14 protein-coding genes are annotated in these 20,460 nt (G+C 42.5%); 8 read left to right on the top strand and 6 right to left on the bottom strand.

Features of this window, described 5'->3' with window-relative positions:
* The first annotated feature begins 220 nt into the window (after positions 1-220).
* The 4 genes from F6J90_RS08650 (at position 221) to typA (ending at position 8,783) form a co-directional block, all read left to right on the top strand.
* A complete protein-coding gene (locus F6J90_RS08650) occupies positions 221-4,213 on the top strand; it encodes a hypothetical protein (protein WP_293092108.1) in 3,993 nt (1,330 codons plus the stop codon).
* Between the two features lie 350 nt (positions 4,214-4,563).
* On the top strand, positions 4,564-4,734 hold the full coding sequence (locus tag F6J90_RS08645; protein WP_293092106.1) for a hypothetical protein: 171 nt from the start codon (positions 4,564-4,566) through the stop codon (positions 4,732-4,734).
* Positions 4,735-4,853: 119 nt separating this feature from the next.
* The gene (locus F6J90_RS08640) at positions 4,854-6,635 is read left to right on the top strand and encodes a peptidoglycan-binding domain-containing protein (RefSeq protein WP_293092104.1); all 1,782 of its coding nucleotides are present in this window, start codon (positions 4,854-4,856) and stop codon (positions 6,633-6,635) included.
* 345 nt (positions 6,636-6,980) lie between these two features.
* On the top strand, positions 6,981-8,783 hold the full coding sequence (gene typA / locus F6J90_RS08635) for a translational GTPase TypA (protein ID WP_293092102.1): 1,803 nt from the start codon (positions 6,981-6,983) through the stop codon (positions 8,781-8,783).
* A 320-nt stretch (positions 8,784-9,103) separates the two neighbouring features.
* Here typA and F6J90_RS08630 read toward each other — a convergent pair whose 3' ends face one another.
* Together F6J90_RS08630 and F6J90_RS08625 are read right to left on the bottom strand one after the other, a co-directional pair.
* Positions 9,104-10,315, bottom strand: coding sequence for a PilT/PilU family type 4a pilus ATPase (locus tag F6J90_RS08630; protein ID WP_293092100.1), 1,212 nt, complete (start codon positions 10,313-10,315; stop codon positions 9,104-9,106).
* 632 nt (positions 10,316-10,947) lie between these two features.
* A complete protein-coding gene (locus tag F6J90_RS08625; protein ID WP_293092098.1) occupies positions 10,948-11,934 on the bottom strand; it encodes a GntR family transcriptional regulator in 987 nt (328 codons plus the stop codon).
* A gap of 880 nt (positions 11,935-12,814) precedes the next feature.
* On the opposite strand from F6J90_RS08625, the gene F6J90_RS08620 reads away from it, so the two are divergent.
* From F6J90_RS08620 to F6J90_RS08610, 3 genes are all read left to right on the top strand, one after another.
* On the top strand, positions 12,815-13,558 hold the full coding sequence (locus F6J90_RS08620; RefSeq protein WP_293092096.1) for a dienelactone hydrolase family protein: 744 nt from the start codon (positions 12,815-12,817) through the stop codon (positions 13,556-13,558).
* A 77-nt stretch (positions 13,559-13,635) separates the two neighbouring features.
* A complete protein-coding gene (locus tag F6J90_RS08615) occupies positions 13,636-14,541 on the top strand; it encodes a S1 RNA-binding domain-containing protein (protein WP_293092094.1) in 906 nt (301 codons plus the stop codon).
* Between the two features lie 203 nt (positions 14,542-14,744).
* Positions 14,745-15,431: an ROK family protein gene (locus tag F6J90_RS08610; RefSeq protein ID WP_293092092.1), complete on the top strand. Its 687-nt coding sequence runs from the start codon at positions 14,745-14,747 to the stop codon at positions 15,429-15,431.
* 55 nt (positions 15,432-15,486) lie between these two features.
* On the opposite strand, the gene F6J90_RS08605 is transcribed toward F6J90_RS08610, so the two are convergent.
* The 3 genes from F6J90_RS08605 to F6J90_RS08595 all read right to left on the bottom strand — a co-directional run bounded on the left by F6J90_RS08605 (position 15,487) and on the right by F6J90_RS08595 (position 19,047).
* Positions 15,487-16,335 (bottom strand): alpha/beta fold hydrolase, encoded by an 849-nt coding sequence (locus F6J90_RS08605; protein ID WP_293092090.1) that lies wholly within the window; start codon positions 16,333-16,335, stop codon positions 15,487-15,489.
* A 19-nt stretch (positions 16,336-16,354) separates the two neighbouring features.
* Positions 16,355-17,824: an Asp-tRNA(Asn)/Glu-tRNA(Gln) amidotransferase subunit GatA gene (gene gatA / locus F6J90_RS08600; RefSeq protein WP_293094774.1), complete on the bottom strand. Its 1,470-nt coding sequence runs from the start codon at positions 17,822-17,824 to the stop codon at positions 16,355-16,357.
* Positions 17,825-17,967: 143 nt separating this feature from the next.
* Positions 17,968-19,047, bottom strand: a complete 1,080-nt coding sequence (locus tag F6J90_RS08595) for an RNA-guided endonuclease TnpB family protein (protein WP_293092088.1) — start codon at positions 19,045-19,047, stop codon at positions 17,968-17,970.
* A 407-nt stretch (positions 19,048-19,454) separates the two neighbouring features.
* Here F6J90_RS08595 and F6J90_RS08590 point away from each other — a divergent pair, with 407 nt between their 5' ends.
* Positions 19,455-19,655 carry a hypothetical protein gene (locus F6J90_RS08590; protein WP_293092086.1) on the top strand — a complete coding sequence of 67 codons (201 nt, stop codon included), beginning with the start codon at positions 19,455-19,457 and terminating at the stop codon, positions 19,653-19,655.
* On the opposite strand, the gene F6J90_RS08585 is transcribed toward F6J90_RS08590, so the two are convergent.
* Positions 19,634-20,221, bottom strand: coding sequence for a class I SAM-dependent methyltransferase (locus F6J90_RS08585; RefSeq protein WP_293092084.1), 588 nt, complete (start codon positions 20,219-20,221; stop codon positions 19,634-19,636). The two genes, F6J90_RS08590 and F6J90_RS08585, sit on opposite strands and share 22 nt — an antisense overlap.
* Positions 20,222-20,460: the final 239 nt, after the last annotated feature.

The raw sequence follows: 20,460 nt of genomic DNA, 5'->3' as shown, positions 1-20,460 counted from the left end.
TTTTATAAATAACATGATATAATGTAGCGGGTTTTAATTAGATGAGGTATCGGAAAGGGAATAGGGCACAGGGAATAGGAAAAAAACTATCACAATTCCTACACGGATTGCTAGAGATTTTTCTTGTTATCCTAGGAAGCGATGCAGCGCGGTCTTGGGGGTTTCCCCCATGAGCGACTGCATCAAGACAAAGCCTTGTGTATTCTGTCAACCCTAGACCATGTCGAATCAGATTTATAACTGGCAGCGATTTTGGTGTTCTCCCTCTGATCGCTTCTATTTAGACTATTATGGTTACTTATCAGATCCAAAAGTTCAATCGGTCAACGGTTACAATTACAATCCCAATCCTAACTTGGTAACCTTTAGGGAAATTTCTGGAATACCCTGCTTAATACTCCTCGGTGAACCAGGCATCGGCAAGACTCAAGCCATGGAGGAGGAAGAAGATAAAATTACTGCTGAGCTTAACAATACAGACGATGAAATTCTGTCACTTGATCTTCGATCAGTTTTGACCAAAGATGAACTAACTCAGAAATTGTTTAAAAGCGAGGAATTTACTAGGTGGCAATCGGGCAGGCATCGGCTCCACATATTTTTAGATAGTTTTGATGAATGCCTTTTAGAAATCAACAAACTCGCAGTAATTTTAGTTGATGCTATTAAAAATTATAAGGAGCATGTTAAGCTTAAGCGTTTAACTCTTCGGATTGCTTGTCGAACAGCGGTATTACCATCTGTCCTTGAGCCAGGTCTCAAGAAACTTTTTGGAGAAGATTCCCTAAAAATATATCAGCTAGTTCCACTTCGTCGTCAAGATGTTGTCAAAGCAGCAGAAGCTAACGGAATTGATCCAGACACTTTCTTAGAAGAAGTGTCTAGAAAAAACATTGTGCCCCTAGCTATCAAGCCGATCACCCTAAACTTTATTATAAATAGTTATTGCCGTGGTAGTGGTGAGTTTATCGAAAATAAGAAGAGGATTGATAAACTTTATCTTTATCTTAAAGGCTGTCGCTGTTTATGCGAAGAAAATAATCCTAGCCGTCGTGATTCAGGTGCTATCGGTGATCTCGATCCAGACCAGCGCCTGATCATTGCTGCTCGGATTGCGGCTGTTACAATTTTTGCCAATCGATTTGGTGTTTGGACTGGAACAGATACAGATTATCCTCGATCTAAAGATCAGCTAATTCTAATTGACGACGATCTTTGCATGAGGGAGGAAGTTGCTAAGAGCAAAAATTTTGAGATCACTGAACCAGGTATCAAAGAGGTTTTAGATACTGGCTTGTTCTCAGCCGGTGGTGAAAAGCGGATTGGGTGGTCTCATCAGACCTATGCTGAGTTTCTAGCAGCATGGTATTTGAAGGAACATAATGTCTCTGTGTCCTTTTTCCAGAGTCTTTTCTATTTATCTAAGGATGAAGACCCTGAGCATAAATTAATTCCTCAGTTCCATGAAACTGCTGCATGGTTAGCCACCATGATACCTGAGATACGTGAGGTGATTCTGAGCAGTGATCCTGATGTGTTACTTCTGAGCGATATACCTAAAGATGCTAGTGTGCGAGAAGCGCTGGTTTTCTATTTATTGATGCAGTCTGAACAAGAAATATTTGTTGCTCAAAATATTAACTACCGCTTAGACGATAAATTAAAACATCCTACCCTTGCGGAACAACTTCGTCCATATATTGTGGATGCAAGTAAGTCAAGTGATGCACGAGATACAGCTATCAAGATTGCTGAAGTTTGTGAACTGAAGGAACTCCAAAATGAATTGGTTACGTTAGCAACTGATTCAGCTGAAACCATTGAACTTAGGATTAGTGCTGTTCAAGCTATTGGGGAGATTGGAGATAAGAATTCAATACTCAAACTCAAGCCGTTAGCCCTTAATCCGCTTCCAGAGGATCAGGACGACAGCCTTAAGGGTTGTTGCCTACAAGCACTGTATAATGATCAGTTTAATGATTTGACAGATGATGAATTGTTGGATGCCTTAACTCCTCCAAAAAAAATAAATCTTATTCTTGGCTCCTACCAAATGTTTATCAAAAATATCCTTGTACCAATGCTTCAAGAAAAATGGCGGAGGGAACCAAGATTAAAATCAGATTTTATAAAAGAAGAGGGTAAGAGTGGTAAGTTTGTCAACGTACTAGTTAATTTAGGAGAAATTGACTATGATTGTCGATTAGATGATTTCGTATTAGATTTAATAGGAGATATCTACCTAACTCCAAGGATTGGCTCAAAATCAGATAAATCACATAAAAATTTTGCGATTTCAATATACCGTGAATTGCAGCTAAATAATAAAGAAGAAATTGATTGGATTATTGAAGATTATTACCTGAATAATAAGGGTAGAGAGTGTTGTGAAAACTTTAGTTATTTTTTTAGAGGGGGAAAACTACCTTCAAACAAAGCTCGGAATCCCCGTCCTAAACAAAAATTATTAGAACCATCTCTTAGAGAGAGAGTTATTATTAGATTGAGTCAATTAGAAGATGGTAACTTATCAGCTTGGTGGTGGTTGAATATCGAAATGGCTCTTAAGCCAGACAGCCGACACTATAATCATGAATTTGAACCTGATTTAACTAAGCTTCCAGGGTGGAAAGAGGCTGATGAACTGACTCGCACTAGGATTATTCAAGGTGCCGAAAACTATATTATAAATCAGAAAGATATAAATACTGATTGGATTGGTAAGAATGAAGTTGATCGGCCAGCCTTGGCAGGTTGTAGAGCTTTTCTGTTGCTTCTAAACAAAGCTCCAAAGATTATTGAAACTATTCCATCTGAGAAATGGGGCATTTGGGCACCTGTGATCATCGCTTTTCCTCTTGGAAGCGAAAATTATGACAGCTGTTTAGAGTTAGTAAAGAGGGTTTACTCAAAGGCTCGTGATCAGGTAATTGAAACTTTGAATATTCTGATCGATCAAGAAAATGATCAGTATCACTATATAGCTAGAATTAGAATATTTAAAAAATGTTGGGATAAACATCTAAGCGATTTTATTTTAGAAAAGGCTAAAAAGCCATCTATAAAGCCCAAATGTATGGGGCATCTGTTAGAATACATTCTAAAACATGGTTCGGATGAAGCTAAAGATGAAGTTATAGAGTATCTACAAACATTGAGCAGATTCAGCTCATTGCCGCCTTTGAAGAAAGATGAACGTGAGAAAGTCATCATTGCCTTAACATTCCTATTATACTACCCAACTGCTGACCGTTGGTCTAGTATATGGTCAATTCTTGAGCAAGAACCAAAGCTTAAACAAGAGTTCATTGAGTCAGTTGCTAATCGCAATAATTTGTTTTTCGGTCTCTTAGAGCTTAAGCTTAAGCAAGAACGAAAGCTTGGACGAGAGTTCATTGAGTCAGTTGCTAATCGCAATAATTTGTTTATCGGTCTCTTAGAGCTTAAGCTTAAGGTTAATGAGAAACAGTTCGCTGATCTATATATCTGGCTGGTTAGCCAATATCCCTATCACGAAGATCCCGATCATAGTAATGGTGTACCTTATGATGTCAGTCCAAGGGATAGGGTGGCTAGATTAAGAGATGACATTCTACAGCATCTCGCAAGTCTTGGAACGCCTGATGCCTGTTATCAATTGGACTCTATTATTCAAAAATTTCCTGAACTACCTTGGCTTAAGAAAACGCTGATATCTGCCAAAGATACCATGCGTCGTAAAAGCTGGAATGGACTTCAGCCAGAAAAGGTTATTAAGAAGATATTAGATCATGATCCCAGAGTTAATCAAACTGTGGGAGATAATCAAGCTACATATAATATAGAAATTGGCGATAATCAAGGTGGTATTGTTAACATAGGAGGTAAAAATACAAACAATATGGCTAAAAATAGTAAGATCAACACAGATGGCGGCGATTTTCTCAACAATTCCTACAACAAGAATAAAGGCAGTGTTAAGAACAGCAAAACTATTACTACAAATAAAATCGGAAAAGGGAAACGCAATACTATCAAAGTAACTGACCCTAAAACCAACCCTAACAGGATATCTATTATAGCAATTGTGACTTTGGTTTTGACAGGGTTAGGACTAATAGGTAATGGGATATTTAACGAGCAAATAAAAAGATTTTTTAGAATAGATCAGCAGCCGTCACTGTCACCAACGCCAACTGTTCCATCTCCTTCTTCAACTCCAGATAGTGAATAGGGATAATCTATAGCAAAGGGAGCAGGGAGTAGGGAGTAGGGAGCAGTGAAGTCATAACAGGTAAGAGGGTAAAAATAATTTGTACCTGATTAGACTAGAAACCGCTATAGTCTGATAGAAAAAGCTTTTTGATTTTTGAAGGCTATACTTTGATAATTAATAATATTTAATTATAGCATTTATTGAATTTATAAACGGTTCTCAACCTCAAAGTCCCCCTTTTTAAGGATGATTTAGGGGGATCCCTTTGTAGCTCATGGGATAGAGAATTGTTGTATAGCATTGACTAGTCAGGGTGAGAGGAGTTTCCGCAAATGAATGCGATTGGCCGTAGGCTACGCTAAAAGCGATTGACCTTTGGTCACGCTACGCGATCGCATCTCCTCGAAGTCCCCATATTCCCTACTCCCTACTCCCTACTCCCTACTCCCTACTCCCTACTCCCTACTCCCTGCTCCCTTTACCATAGTTTACAAAACTTTACAAATCTCCTCACCAAAATATCCGGGTTCACAAAATAAATTCTGCAAAGCTTACTAGACTTTAGTGCTGTCTATAGCGTTTCTCGATCAGATGTAAACCTAGGAGGTCTTTTTTTATTGTCCAATAAAACTCCGGATCTCTTTCCCCTCTAGCATGCATGCCTCTTGCCTCTTGCCTTTTAAAGCAAGACTTGTGTTTACAACCCAGATACAAACGCTATATGCCTGACCCCTCCACTCTCCTACTACTAGCCTACAGCCACTGCAAAAATGCCACTGCTAGTCTTGACTACAGTGACAGCATTATCTGCACGCCCACTCAGAAGCCCAACCAATCCCCTCGGCTGGGGAAACCCTCCAAGAGCATCACTGCTCCAGAAGCGATCGCATTTGCTCAAAACTCTCGATTCAGTAATCTCAAAACACTCCAGGGACGGTCTTCACAAGGGATAAATTTGCCCCCAACATTGCGTTTGGGTCGTAAAGGGGAAGTTGTCACTAGACTACAAACTATACTGCAACAGTTGGGATACTACCAACAGCCAGTGGATGGTGTATACGGTTCCAATACCTTTGCTGCTGTCTCTACATTCCAGCAAGCACTAGGGTTGAATGCGGATGGTATAGTTGGACCAATCACCTGGATAACTCTACAACGATTGCACTCAGAATCTTTATCTGCTCAAGAGAGGGAGTTGATCGAGATTTCCCCAAATCAGCCACAAACTAGAGGGGAAAACCAGGATACTATCATTGATAATATCATTTCACCACCAGAGTCTCCCTTAGCAAATCAATCTGTTAGTTCAACCCCCTTGAACTCCCTCTCCAATCAACCACTATACCTATGGTTGTTTGGCTGGGCAGTGGTATCTCTGGGAGGATGGGGAGTAATTGTGCTGCAGATAAACTATCAACGGCTCCCAATTCGGCTGAGGATAGGAAAATCCTCTACAAAAACAGGGCAACCTGAGAATATTATTTTGCCCATAGAAGATAGCGAATCAAGCATCTATTCAGATGATTTGCTAACTACCATCAGTGAGAGCGAGATAGACGAATCTTCAACCCCTGAAACAGTCTCTGAAACGGTTGCTATAGAGGAAACTGTAGACCAAAACAATCAAGACTTAAGCTTAGGTAAGTATGGTCTACTTCTGTTCACCAGCCCAGTGGTAACAAGCCCTAATAGTTTACCGATACAAGTTGAGGAGAGTAAAGAAAATACAGCTAAGCTAAACTTGGCTAAATCCTCTACTTTGTTCTTGCCCTTAGATCAGATTAAATTTAAAAAATCACCACCATCTAACAGTGAAACTAATCCATCTTTATCAGCTGTTTTGGAATCTTCTGCCGAAGGTCTCTACAGTTTTACCCACCCTTCTATATCCTCCGTTATTCAAGAATTGACCAACAGTGACTTAGTCGAAGTCGAGGCAGCTAAGGGTGGGATTAAACCTCTCAATAACTTCTTTACTGACCTGTATCGCCTTGCTCAAAACGCTAGCTTAGCTGACCAAAACCATCACCAAGATACCAGCACAAGTCAGGAAAACCATCGCCAAACAGCCCAAAAGTCTAACCAAGCTGATCAACCTATCCCTGAGCAGATGAAACCAGGAACTGTAGTTGGTATCCTATCCCCGACTAACCCAAAAACAGGAGAACCCTATACCTACTCATTAATTGATGATGCTGGCGGACGGTTTATGTTGAGGGAGAATAAACTGGAGCTTACCGAGCAAACCTTGATGGATTTCAAAACAGACACCAGCCATACCGTGATTGTCCGTCGCACTGATTCCAAAGGTATCTATGTTGATAAATCCTTTACTCTGCGTTTGAAGGCTGAGAACGAGTCAGCACCTCCTCAGCCCCCGGTTGACACCCAGAAGAAGGTCTCCACTGAAACGCGATCGCTTACCAGTGTCAGCAGTTAATTAATTCACGACTGACCCAGTAACTCTACAGTTACAGGTAATCGACAACTGATGGCACTAGCAGTAAAGATGGCACACCTATCAAGACGGCATAGTTTGATAGGGATCGTAAATCAATTGTGAGAATTTTTGATCTCAACTTCCCGATTCCCAATTCCCGATTCCCGATTCCCTACTCCCTACTCCCTACTCCCTACTCCCTTTGCTATACATAGGTTTAGCTTAGCCGGATGCTACCAGTCCGGCATCAGCTATTTTTCTTTGGCTCTTCCCAAGGTAAGCTAGAATTATTAAGAAATCTTTAGAAAAAATTGTAACTGCTGCTACCTATTTCCAGGCGCTGGTATGACTCTCCCAATTCGCAACGTTGCTATTATCGCTCACGTCGATCACGGCAAAACTACCCTAGTTGACGCTCTACTCAAACAATCCGGTATCTTCCGCGAAGGGGAAGACGTTCCAGACTGCGTCATGGACTCCAACGATTTAGAGCGGGAGCGGGGTATTACTATTCTTTCTAAGAATACCGCCGTTCGCTACAAGGACATATTAATTAATATTGTTGATACTCCCGGTCACGCTGACTTTGGTGGAGAAGTAGAGCGGGTATTGGGTATGGTGGATGGCTGCATCCTAATTGTGGATGCTAATGAAGGACCAATGCCTCAAACCCGATTTGTCCTGAAAAAAGCTCTGGAAAAAGGACTGCGCCCGATTGTAGTGGTCAATAAAATTGACCGACCCCAAGCGGACCCTTATGGTGCCATCGACAAAGTGCTGGATCTGTTCCTAGAATTAGGAGCAGACGATGACCAGTGTGAGTTTCCCTACCTATTTGCCTCCGGTCTACAAGGCTACGCCAAAGAAGATTTGGATGCAGAAGCGGTAGATATGCAACCACTGTTTGAAGCGATTTTGCATCATGTCCCCCCACCAGTAGGAGACCCTGCCAAGCCGCTACAACTACAAGTCACCACCTTGGACTATTCCGAGTACCTAGGTCGCATTGTGATTGGCAGAATTCACAACGGAACCATTAAGGCCAGTCAACAAGCTGCTTTAGTTAAGGATACTGGGAACATAGTTCAGGCAAAAGTTACCAAGTTGATGGGATTTGAAGGACTCAAGCGAGTTGACCTACAAGAAGCATCAGCCGGTTATATCGTGGCGGTAGCTGGGTTTGCTGATGCCAATATTGGTGAAACCATTACTTGTCCCAATGAACCCCAAGCCTTACCCCTAATTAAGGTAGATGAGCCTACCTTGCAAATGACCTTCTGCGTGAATGATTCGCCCTTTGCCGGTAAGGAAGGGGACTTTGTAACGTCGCGACAAATACGCGATCGCTTATTCCGAGAATTAGAAACAAACGTAGCACTACGGGTAGAACCCACTGACTCCCCCGATAAATTCCTAGTATCTGGTCGTGGAGAGCTACACCTTGGTATTCTGATCGAAACCATGCGTCGCCAAGGATATGAGTTCCAAGTTTCCCAACCCCAAGTCATCTACCGGGAAATCAATGGTCAACCTTGCGAACCGTTTGAATATCTAGTGCTAGATGTACCAGAAGAAGCGGTGGGTAGCTGTATCGAGCGTTTAGGACAGCGCAAAGGCGAAATGCAAGATATGCAAGTGGGTGCCAATGGTCGCACCCAAATCGACTTTGTGATTCCTGCCCGTGGCTTAGTCGGTTTCCGGGGGGACTTCCTTCGCCTGACCAAAGGTGAAGGTATCATGAATCATAGCTTCCTAGAATATCGTCCCATGACTGGGGAATTAGAAACTCGTCGCAATGGAGTAATTGTGGCCTTTGAAGAAGGGATGGCTACCTTCTATGCCCTGAAAAATGGAGAAGACCGTGGTGTATTCTTTATTAAACCAGGCACCAAGGTTTACAAAAACATGATTATTGGGGAACACAATCGTCCTCAGGATTTAGATCTCAATGTCTGTAAAACGAAGCAGTTAACTAACCATCGTTCCGCCACTGGGGATGAATTAGTCCAGTTACAAGCCCCAGTGGAGATGAGTTTGGAACGGGCTTTGGAGTATATTGGACCCGATGAACTGGTGGAGATTACACCTCAGTCAGTTCGTTTGCGGAAGCTGTCTAAGAAGAAGTTGGCGAAGCAAGGTAAAAGGTAAGAATGAAGAATGTAGAATTAAGAATTAAGAATGAAGAATGAAGAATGAAGAATGTAGAATTGGGAATTGGGAATTGGGAATGTAGAATTGGGAATTTATAATTTAGAATTTAGAATTCACTATTATGGATTCACCATTCTGGATTTTGGCTTTTGGATTCACCATTCACCATTATGCATTCTTAATTATCAATTCTACATTCTTAATTCTTAATTATCAATTCTACATTCTTAATTCTTAATTATCAATTCTACATTCTTAATTCTTAATTCTTAATTCTTAATTCTACATTCTTAATTCTTAATTCTGACAGACAACCTTCAAGCTTCATTCATCCAATCGCGAGCCGAGGCGGAAGCATCTATACCACCAGTGCGCATCTGGCGTATCAAAGTCTGGGGATCAGGAGACACTTTAAGGGCTTCGGTGGCTGTGATTTTTTCATCAATTAGGTAGTTGTAGAGAGCCTGATTCATAACTTGCATTCCTTCAATGGTTTCAGTTTCCATCAGTCGGAACACATCCCCATCTTCTCCCTTAAGCAAGTAATCCTGTACAGTTGGGGTATTGATTAAAATGTCATGAACCGCAATCCGACCCTTATCGACGGTTGGTACTAAGAGTTGGGCAATAACTGCCAAGAGGGACTCAGCAATCTGGATGCGGATCGCTGACTGTTCATCAGGATTGTAGAGAGTCAACAGACGGTTAATACTGCTGATGGCATTGCGAGTGTGTAGAGTACCCAAGACCAGATGACCGGTTTGGGCAGCTTGCAGGGCAGTATCAACTGTGATGCGATCGCGCATTTCCCCAATTAGAATCACATCTGGATCCTCCCGTAACACAGACCGCAGAGCGTGGTGAAACTCATGGGTGTGTAATCCCACTTCTCGCTGACTAATCAAGCACTTTCGGGAGCGGTGGACATATTCAACCGGGTCTTCAATGGTAACAATATGTTTGTACTCTGTTTCATTGAGATGGCGAATCATCGCCGCAAGAGTCGTTGATTTACCTGATCCTGTCGGACCGGTAATTAAAATAATTCCCTGACCCTTGCTAACTATTTTTTTGAAAACTTGCGGTAGAGTTAAATCATCGATTGAAGGAACATCAAGGCTGATTAATCGCAGCACAATTGCTCCCCCGTTTAGGGAGTCAAAACAATTCACCCGACAGCGCACTAAGCCAGGGTAAAAAATTGCCGTATCCAGTTCTTTGGTTTCAGCAAACTGCTTCCTCTGAGCCGGAGTGAGAATCTCATTGAGGTATGCCTCAAAGACTTCCAGTGTCACCTTGGTATGACGTTTAGCCACATACATCTTGCCCCGAATCCTAAATCTGGGGACTTGTCCCACTCGAATATGAATGTCAGAAGCTTTGTGACCATGAGCCTCTGCGACGATTTGCTCGATAGAAGGGGAATGGCTAAGGTTCGAGTTAAGTTCTACTACTGGTTTAAGTGGTGATGGTAAAGTTTGAGGGTCTTGATCAATTTGCACTCCTACACCAGAATTCGTGTTCTTCATAATATGATGTACCTAGGGATAGCCTTGCTGGACTGATCGGGTCGGGGCGTTGATGTTTGCTTATCTTATTGTTGGCAGTAAATTTCGGTTGGTTGTTATCCAACCAAAAAACTGTCAACCCTAGAGAAATTTTACTTTACATAAAAAGTTTTCACACTAATCCAGCTAGGTTTTTGAGATTGCTGTCAGACATCACCTAGATATGATATATTTAAAGGTTAAGGATTAGCATGATAGCCTTAGGTAGCAGAACTTAACCGTAAGTATTCAGCTATCAGCTGACCGCTGATAGCTGAAGTAACTCAGATTAAAGCAATGCTTACCTGTTTTATTCAATAGCTGCTCGCGTAGCGTGCCCGTAGCGCATTAGCTGATAGGTAGCTGATAGCTAACGGCTAAATGCTTACGGCAGAAGATAGAAGGCAGAAGGGACGAGATTTGGAGCTAGTTTTTAAAAAGTCCAGTGATTTTACCAAGAATTGATTGCTATAGTTAAGTTAAAGGAGTTAATTGAAACTAGCTAATTGAGCTGATAGAGTAATGTTATAAAACGGTTTACTGCACAAGAGCTTTTTAGATTTAGCGGTCTAATCCATAATATTCCATAGCTTGAATCCCATCAAACCGTTAAGTTAACCCAAACCCAGTTCCCGTTTGAGCAGATTAATCGACTTGCTACCAATATAGTTTTCACAACGGATCAGCTTGGGTGGTCGAATAATATCTTCACGAGCAGCTAAGATGGCATCTTTAACAGTTTGATAACTTGCCTGATCGCTAATAATTATCTGGGAACTACGAACCAACGCTTTTAGTTTGTAGTTGTCCTTGATTTGAGCCGTCATCACTAACAACTCATCTCCCCGTAGACTATGGATAATAATTTCTACTATTTTTAAAATCCCAGAACTGATGCTAACCACTCCTAAACGGCTACCTTTGGAGAGATTCTTAATTAGCTTAAGTTCTGGCTCATAGTCATAAATATCAACGGGGATGACACGGACAGATTTAGGGGCAACAATCGCTTCTGCTTTACCGATAAAATAGCGACTAGTAACTACTGTAGCCGAGTGAGTTTGATCCAAAGCTTCCGAGAGTTCTTCCATGGGCACCAACTGCACCGGGATTCCCAAGGATTGTTCTAACTCCTGCACCATCAATTCTCCAGCACCAATGTCTCGTGACTCTACTGTCACCAGTACCCTAGCGCTACACCGTAACCGCCAGTCAATCTCCGACAAAAATAGTTCCCTAGCTTGGTTAAGGGAGCAACCTTGTCCGAGAAGTTGATTGAGGCTATCTTGAACAACCTTGTAAGCTTCGGGGGAAAACTGGTTAAGAAAGCCAACCTGACGTCGATTACCCCCTTCATGACCCTGTGCCTTAACATAAATGCCTGACCCAGCATGGGACTCTACTAGTCCTGTTTCTTCTAACTGCCGATATACCTTGCTGATGGTATTGCGGTGCAAACCCGTCTCCATCGCTAGCTGACGAGTACTGGGCAGTTTATGACCTGGGGAATATTGTCGGGATGCGATCGCAAACTGAATTTGGTCAAATAGCTGCTTCGAGGCAGGTATTTCACTATCTTGTTGAATATGATACTGAACCATTACAGAGTCTCCAAAATCCCCTGTTTATCACTATTATATGGTAAATTTTATATTTTAAACTTTTCGGTCAAATTTTGCTATCCACTTCAGCTAGAATGTAAGCATTCAGCTATCAGCCAAAGGTCAGCGGTCAGCGGTCAGCCTAATGCTTAAAATAAACTTCATTTGGGATAATTTAAAGGTGCGCTTTCCCCATTAAGAATTAAATTCGCCACGGGTCGCACCTAATAGTTCGAGATTTGATCGAATTCAAAGTCTCGGTAGTAAGCATTCAGCCGTCAGCTGATAGCTGATAGCACCGGGTACATCTCATATTTGTAAATCTATAACTAAAATAAGGGTGGGAAGTGTGGGTCGGGTGGGGAGAGGGGGAGATAGGAACCCACCCCTAACCCCTCCCAGGAGGGTAATATAGGGAGATGGGGGAGATTTTTATTAAGGGTAATTGTCATAAAATGATATTAGCTTTCTATTGCCGAAGAGTGTTTTTGCATGCCTTGAGATGTACCCGATAGCACCTCAAGTAGCAACTCAATTAGAGCATTAGCTGATAGCTGAATGCTGATAGCTGAATGCTGATAGCTGAATGCTGACAAAAAATCAGCCAATTATAACGAATTTAGCTCCCAAATAACCAAGTAAATAAAAATAAATAAAAATCCATAAAAATTAATAGATTTTAAAGTTATACTCTGGACTATACTGAACTCTCCAATTAAGTAAACTAGTTAATTAACTTATTATTTATTTATTAAATACAGGTATAATTTAGAGTTAAGCTACTGCTGTAGAATTGGCGCTGAATTCAGAAAGCCAAGAAAACCTTTAGCTTAGCATCTATAACTGCCAAGCAAGAGCTTCACATCCTTCCAAATCGATTATGACACATAGCGAAATTCGTGCCATTACCGTCAAGGTGGTCAATGGTGACCTAGACATAGCAGCTTACCTGGCAATGCCGGTGGCAGAAACACCTCTTCCTGGAATTGTGGTGCTCCAAGAAATTTTTGGGGTGAATGCCCATATCCGGGATATCACAGAACGGTTTGCCAAAGAAGGCTATGTTGCGATCGCTCCCGCACTCTATCAACGCCTTGCCCCAGGCTTTGAGACAGGTTACACCACTGAAGACATTAAGATTGGCAAGGAATACAAGGCACAAACCAGAGCAGCGGAACTCCTGGGAGACATCCAAGGAGCCATCGATTACCTGAGGAGTCAAACCCCTGTGCAAGATAACCCCATCGGCTCTATTGGCTTTTGTTTCGGGGGTCATGTAGCCTATCTGGCTGCTACCTTACCCGATATTAAAGCTACTGCTTCGTTCTATGGCGCTGGGATTACTACTATGACTCCTGGCGGTGGTGAAGCAACGATTACTCGCACACCAGAGATTAACGGTACACTCTATGGTTTCTTTGGCATGGAAGATGCTAGCATTCCAGCAGAAGAGGTTGATCAGATTGAGGCTGCTCTTGAGAAAAATAAAATTAATTATCGTGTCTTTCGTTACGATGGGGCAGACCACGGATTTTTCTGCGACCAACGGGCTAGCTACAATGAAAAAGCAGCTACAGATGCTTGGCAAAACGTTTTGCAGCTCTTTAGGGAAAAACTTGACTAAACTGTCACCGGATCCCAACTTTTTAAGCAGCTGATCCCACATCAGAAATCATTACTGATTTGAAACCGTTAATCATCATGAATTCAAAATCAACCTCTTCGACCACCAGCAATTCATCCTTTTCTATGGATGATTTTGCTCAAGCCCTAGAAGAATACGACTATGAGTTTAAACAGGGACAGGTGGTACGTGGCAGAGTAAATAACTACGAAAGCGATGGTGCTTATGTAGATATCGGTGGTAAGTCCCTGGCTTATCTACCAATTCGTGAAGTTTCCTTAGAATTGGATCAGGATTGGTCGGAAGTACTGCCCTTGGATGAGGAAATGGATTTCCTGATTATTCGGGAGCAGAATGCCGATGGTCAAGTTACCCTTTCCCGGCGTCAGCTGGAGATTAAGCAGGTTTGGGATGATTTAATGGAACTCCAAGAGAATGGAAAATCATTAGATGTCCGGGTTTCTGGAGTGAATAAAGGTGGTGTGACGGTGGATGTGCGGGGATTGCGGGGATTCATTCCGCGATCGCACTTGAGTCAGCACGACAATCTAGATTCCTTGATTGGTCAGAAACTAACAGTCACTTTCCTAGAAGCTGACCGCGATCGCAATAAGCTAGTGCTTTCTCAGCGGGAAGCTGTGCGTGCTGCTACTTTCTCTGAGCTAGAAATCGGACAATTAGTGGAAGGTAAAGTAGCTGCTATCAAGCCCTTTGGTGTGTTTGTGGACTTTAATCAAACCAATGGCTTGCTGCACATTAAGCAAGTAAGCCAAAATTTCGTTGAAGACCTCTCCAAAGTGTTTGAAATCGGTCAAGTGATCCAGGTAATGATTATTAACTTGGATGAAGGCAAAGGTCGTATTTCTATGTCTACCAGGGTTTTAGAAAATTACCCAGGAGAAATGCTCGAAAAGATGGCAGAGGTAATGGCTAGTGCTCCAGCTCGTGCTGAACGTGCTAGGCAAAAACTATTACAAGCATAAGTTAGGTCGTTTGAATCGATCATGTTTTTTGTTTGTTGTTGACTGTTGAATGTTGACCGTTGAATGTTGACCGTTGACTGTTGACCGTTGACTGTTGACTGTTAACTGTTGACCGTTGACTGTTGACAGTTGACAGTCAACCGTGAACCGTGAACCGTGAACCGTGAACCGTAAAATACCTCATGAATCAAAACAATAGCCCAATGCATACCCTTACCGTAGATATTGGTGGCAGTGGCGTTAAGGTGATGGTATTAGATGAAGTGGGTAATCCCATCACCGAACGTAGTCGCTTAGAAACACCCCAACCTCCTAAGCCGGATGCTATTATTGATGCGATCGCATCCCTAGCTCTCGGACAAGGGGATTTTGAACGGGTATCGGTGGGATTTCCTGGAGTGGTGCGCAATGGGATAACCTATACGGCGGTAAACCTCGATCCCGATTGGCAGGAATTTGATCTCGCTACTACCCTATCTCAACGCTTAGGCAAACCGGTGCGGGTAGCTAATGATGCGGATGTGCAAGGATTAGGAGCAATTACTGGCAAGGGAGTGGAATTGACGATTACCCTAGGCACAGGGTTTGGTTCGGCTTTATTTGTGGATGGCAAGCTGGTGCCAAATCTGGAAATGGGACACCATCCTTTTCGTAAAGGGGAAACCTACGAAGAACAGTTGGGGCGAGCGGCTTTAGAGAAAGATGGTAAGAAGAAATGGAATAATCGGCTCCAAAAAGCGATCGCATCCCTAGAGCGTTTGTTTAATTATAATTACCTTTACATTGGTGGTGGTGAAGCCAAAAAAATTAACTTTGAGCTACCCCCCAATGTAAAAGTAGTGCCCAATGTCGCTGGGTTATTGGGGGGTATTGCTTTATGGCAGGATTAGAAAAAACCCTTAAATACTATCGCGCTAAATAACTATAGCGCGAAATACTATAGCGCTATGCTATACCTTGTCCTGCATAAACCTGCGTCACAAATTCCCGAATTTTTTGCTGATATTCGGAAGTAGCAACAGTTGTCAAATTATTGTGACCTGCATCAGGAACTAGCCAAAGCTGTTTAGGAACTGTAGCAGCATCGAACAAGACTTGACTCATCCTAGCAGGCACTGTGGTATCATTAATGGCATGGATTAAGAATATAGGTGTTTGGAGTGACTTGATTTTACCAATTGAGTCAAACCGCTGGGTAAGCAGAAGATTGATCGGCAAGAAACCATATTTTCCCTCATAATCTGCCATATCCCGCATGGAAGTAAATGAGCCTTCCAAAATCAAGCCTGCCATTTCTGGATTACGCACCGCTAGATCAATCCCGATTGCTCCCCCCATGGAATAACCATAGACAAAAATATCTTGGGGATTGATGCCTCGTTGTTGGACTAGATAATCCCAAGCCACTTGGGCATCTTGATAAACTTGGGATTCCCTAGGAAATTTCCCATCGCTGCGACCGTAGCCTCGGTAGTCAATCAGCAGCAGCGATAAACCGACCTGATTTAACCGTTGGGCTATTTCAAGATATGCCCCAATATTACAGGCATTACCGTGGAGATATAGCATCACCTTATTTTCTGGTGAGTCAGAGGGAATCCACCAGCTGTGAATTTTCTCAACCTTACCCTTAGTGGATATTGGTAACCAAACCTCTTCGTAAGGCAAACCGAAGTCAGCTGGTGTATTTTCAATCACTGAGGCAGGACAAAACATTAGCCTATGTTGCAACAGCAACACGGAGGTACAGACTAAGGCGTAAGCGATCGCTATAAATCCTGCAACAATCAACATAATCAATTATCTTCATACTTCATCCTTCATTCTTCAAAACCGGTTGGCTTAGATGCCATTCGGTTGCTTGTTCATAAGCATAACCTACTTGAAATAGCTGGTCTTCCCGCAATACATTAGTAATCAACTGCATCCCAATGGGTAATCCCTGTTCATCAAAGCCACAGGGTATACTCATGCCTGGTAACCCAGCCAGGTTAACTGGAATAGTCATCAGGTCAGTCAGATACATACTTAAAGGGTCTTCTGTCTTTTCCCCAGCTTTGAACGCTGTGGAGGGAGCTGTGGGACAAACTAGGACATCAACCTTGTCAAAGGCTGCCTCAAAATCCTGCTTAATCAGAGTACGAACTTTTTGGGCTTTGAGATAATAGGCATCATAGTAACCAGCGGATAGGGCATAGGTTCCTAGCATAATCCGGCGCTTGACTTCTACACCGAACCCTTCAGCACGGGTTTTGGTGTACATAGAAAGGAGATTGTCAGCATCTGATGCCCGTAAGCCATATTTAACGCCATCGTAGCGAGCTAGATTTGCTGATGCTTCTGACGGAGCAATGATGTAGTAGCAAGGCAAACCATACCGGAATCGGGCACAGGAAATTTCCTGAATCTCAGCACCTAAGTCTTTGAGCTGATCAATGGCTTTAGTGACCGCTTTCTCTACTACTGGGTCTAAGCCTTCACCAAAGGTTTCTGTAATAATGCCAATCTTAACTTTACCGTTAGATTTTAGGTCTGGTTTCAGGAATTGGGTATAGTCGGGAATGTCTACTTTGAGGCTGGTAGCGTCATTGGGGTCATATCCTGCGATCGCATTCAGTAAAATAGCCGCATCTTCTACAGTGCGAGCAAATGGTCCAATTTGATCTAAGGACGACGCAAATGCCACTAAACCATAGCGGGATACTAACCCATAGGTCGGTTTCATGCCAACTACTCCACAGAAAGAAGCCGGTTGACGAATAGAACCACCGGTATCAGAACCTATAGCAATGGGAGATTGCCCAGAAGCTACGGCTGCCGCTGAGCCCCCTGAGGAGCCGCCGGGGACATGGGATAAATTCCAAGGGTTTTTAGTAAGTTTAAAAGCCGAGTTTTCCGTAGAACTCCCCATGGCAAATTCATCCAAGTTGGTTTTACCTACCATTACTGCCCCAGTCTCTTTCAGTTTTTGGGTCACTGTTGACTCGTAGGGTGGGACAAAATTTGCCAGAATCCGGGAGCCGCAGGTGGTCGGAATCCCTTGGGTACACATATTGTCTTTGATGGCAATGGGTATACCGGCTAAGGTCGGGAGCTCTTCACCAGCTGCGATTTTCGCATCTACTTGACTGGCCTGTTCTAGGGCATAGTCTGAGGTGATGTGGAGGAAGCTTTGGACTTGAGGCTCTAGGGCTTGAATCTTATCTAGGGCTTCTTGGGTGATTTCTACAGCTGAGCGTTCTTTGTTGATTAGCTGTTGATGCAACTCGCGGACGGTGTCCATGCTTACTACCTTTACTGACTTAACCATTTCAACTGCTACGGAAAACTGACACAACACGGTATAAACCGTATTAATGTTCCCTTCCTGCTTCTTTCCAGTTACCTGGCATTTCATAGGGTGTCGGCACTTCCTATTCCACAGGCTCAAACCGAGTAGCTCTCGGCGTATCGTTCTAAATTGAGGCTAGCATTATAATCACGATCTCGAACTTCACCGCAAGCTTCGCAATTAAAAACTCGTTCTTTGAGTGGCATTTCCTGGATGTGGCCACAACTTGAACAGGTTTTTGTTGATGGATAAAATCTATCCACAAACACTGTTTTTGATCCGTACCACTCAGACTTGTATTCGACTTGACGACGAATTTCATACAAAGCAGAATCAGCAATGGCACCCGCTAACTTATGGTTTTTCAGCATACCGGAAATATTCAAATCTTCTAACCCAATGACTGCGTGGTTTTTGCAAAGCCAACAGGTTAACTTGTGAATGGCATCTTTCCGGATGTTAGCGATACGCTGATGAGTTTTAGCCAGTCTTAGCTTGGTCTTATTTCTGTTTACAGAACCAACTTGTTTTCTAGATAGTTCTCGTTGAAGTCGAGTTAATTTTTTCTGAGCTTGCTTATAGGCTCTAGGGTTAGGAAATACGGTTCCATCAGAGCAAGTCGCTAAAACTTTAACCCCAACATCTACACCTAGATATTCTCTGGACTTTGGGGTATATTCAGGCTCAAATTCGTAGGCTAGCGAAATATACCAAGAATCGGCTACTCGACTGATTGTGATTCGCTTTGTCTGGATTTCAGGTATTGGTTCATAGGTACTAACCCATCCCAAACAAGGAAGTTTTAACCGAGTCCCTGAAAACTTCATGAGCTTACCGCAATTATCTAGGGTAAAGCTATCATTTCTACCTTTTTTCTTAAACTTAGGATGTTGAGCAATTCCTTTAAAAAATCGACTAAATGCTTCTCCTAAGTGCCTGAAAGCAAATTGGTAAACCCTAGAACTTAATGTGGACTGCCAGGTATACTGAGGCTTCACATGATGAGTATAAAACTTTTTCAACTTATTGGCTGAAGGCTTGAGTCCAGCTAATGCGGCTTCCTTCCACAGGTTTAAAGCCCAGTTCCATACCCACCTAGAATACCCAGCGTGTTGAGCCATCAAGGTTTTTTGTTTGTTATTCAGTTTTAACTTGGTCTTGAAGGCTCGTTGCATAAGTCGGGATGATTGATTTTTCCATCGGGCTAGTGTGCTGACGTTAACGCCATGATCCTCATCAGCTTTTGGTTGGTTTGAGGTACTTAGTCACCTAACTACAATTAACAACATACTGATAGTATCGTGTTGTACCTTAAATCGTCAACTAAGTTATTACTCTAATGATGCCAAAAAATTCATGGCTTAGGGGTTTGGGCTCAGGCTTTAGGAAAGGGAACAGGGAGTCGGGAGTCGGGAGTCGGGAGTCGGGAGTCGGGAGTCGGGAGTTGTGTAGGGTGCGTTAGGGGGGCCTTCATGTTTCGCTCCGTAGCCAGAGTTAGGTTGCTGCCCCGTAACGCACCACTGCTGGGTCAAACAACTTTTAGAAGATGCACCCGATTTTGATTCAGGGGAACCGCTTCGCGATGTTCCTTCGGAACCGCTTTGCGAACGCATCATCGTCCCCCACAACCGGTAGAGTTTTTGTTCCCGGTCTAAGTGACGCTATCTGGAATGATAGAAACAATCTTGTTTCCCGATTCCCGATTCCCGATTCCCGATTCCCAATTCCCGATTCCCGATTCCCGATTCCCGATTCTCGATTCTATTTATTTGCTTCAATATAAATCATACGAGTTCGGATTGTAATTCCTTGGCTGGGAGAAGTCCAACCTACAATAAAATAATCTTCGATGGCATTATCGATGGCAATTTTAGAGTGGTCATAAACTGGAATAGGCACCTTTGTCATATATTCCTCTGTTGTTTCATCAAGGCTAAAAATAATCGTTTGGCGAGCAATCCGATTCATCTGCTTAATAGCTGTTGCCACGTCTTCCACAAACAGTAACGAACTTAAACAAAAAACAAAATCGTAGGACTGGCTATCAATTTCAGCGAGGGCTGTTTCAATCGGCTTGTGGATGGTTTTATAACCCCTTTTGGCCGCATAATCCAGCATTTTACTGGAAATATCAATCCCTGTATAGTCAAACTCTCCTGGCAACAAGTCACTTAGGATACCTGTCCCACAAGCAATATCTAAAACACTGCCTTGATGGTGATTATGTCCATGGCAGATTTTAACTGCTTCATTGACATACTGGACATTAGAACTGGGTGCCTTTAACACCTCGTCATATTTGGCAGCAAATTTATCATAATAGTCTTCAGCACATTTTTTTTTTGACATAGTTTTTAGTTATATATTTAGATATAGTATAATCGATTATTCAAGGATTTAGCAATTGGTTTAGGTATACAAATTTAGGATTTTAGGTAACAGGGAATCGGGAATCGGGAATCGGGAATCGGGAATCGGGAATCGGGAAAAAATATTATGTACATAATTACTAGGATAAACGCTATAAATGGCATCTTATACGTTTGACAAAGTGGCGATAATGGGATATAATAATTCACGATTAGCCT

Source organism: Moorena sp. SIOASIH, from assembly GCF_010671925.1.
In the GTDB taxonomy this organism is placed as follows: domain Bacteria; phylum Cyanobacteriota; class Cyanobacteriia; order Cyanobacteriales; family Coleofasciculaceae; genus Moorena.
Note: the sequence above shows the minus strand (reverse complement) of the source record. Positions and strands in the feature narration are given on the sequence as shown.

Coding starts and splice junctions, on each gene's coding strand:
- F6J90_RS08585 (WP_293092084.1), bottom strand. CDS start 20,221: ATGTCAAAAAAAAAATGTGCTGAAGACTATTATGATAAATTTGCTGCC.
- F6J90_RS08605 (WP_293092090.1), bottom strand. CDS start 16,335: ATGTTGATTGTTGCAGGATTTATAGCGATCGCTTACGCCTTAGTCTGT.
- gatA (WP_293094774.1), bottom strand. CDS start 17,824: ATGGACACCGTCCGCGAGTTGCATCAACAGCTAATCAACAAAGAACGC.
- F6J90_RS08590 (WP_293092086.1), top strand. CDS start 19,455: ATGTTCCTTCGGAACCGCTTTGCGAACGCATCATCGTCCCCCACAACC.
- F6J90_RS08610 (WP_293092092.1), top strand. CDS start 14,745: ATGCATACCCTTACCGTAGATATTGGTGGCAGTGGCGTTAAGGTGATG.
- F6J90_RS08615 (WP_293092094.1), top strand. CDS start 13,636: ATGAATTCAAAATCAACCTCTTCGACCACCAGCAATTCATCCTTTTCT.
- typA (WP_293092102.1), top strand. CDS start 6,981: ATGACTCTCCCAATTCGCAACGTTGCTATTATCGCTCACGTCGATCAC.
- F6J90_RS08595 (WP_293092088.1), bottom strand. CDS start 19,047: ATGCAACGAGCCTTCAAGACCAAGTTAAAACTGAATAACAAACAAAAA.
- F6J90_RS08620 (WP_293092096.1), top strand. CDS start 12,815: ATGACACATAGCGAAATTCGTGCCATTACCGTCAAGGTGGTCAATGGT.
- F6J90_RS08630 (WP_293092100.1), bottom strand. CDS start 10,315: ATGAAGAACACGAATTCTGGTGTAGGAGTGCAAATTGATCAAGACCCT.
- F6J90_RS08625 (WP_293092098.1), bottom strand. CDS start 11,934: ATGGTTCAGTATCATATTCAACAAGATAGTGAAATACCTGCCTCGAAG.
- F6J90_RS08640 (WP_293092104.1), top strand. CDS start 4,854: ATGCCTCTTGCCTCTTGCCTTTTAAAGCAAGACTTGTGTTTACAACCC.
- F6J90_RS08650 (WP_293092108.1), top strand. CDS start 221: ATGTCGAATCAGATTTATAACTGGCAGCGATTTTGGTGTTCTCCCTCT.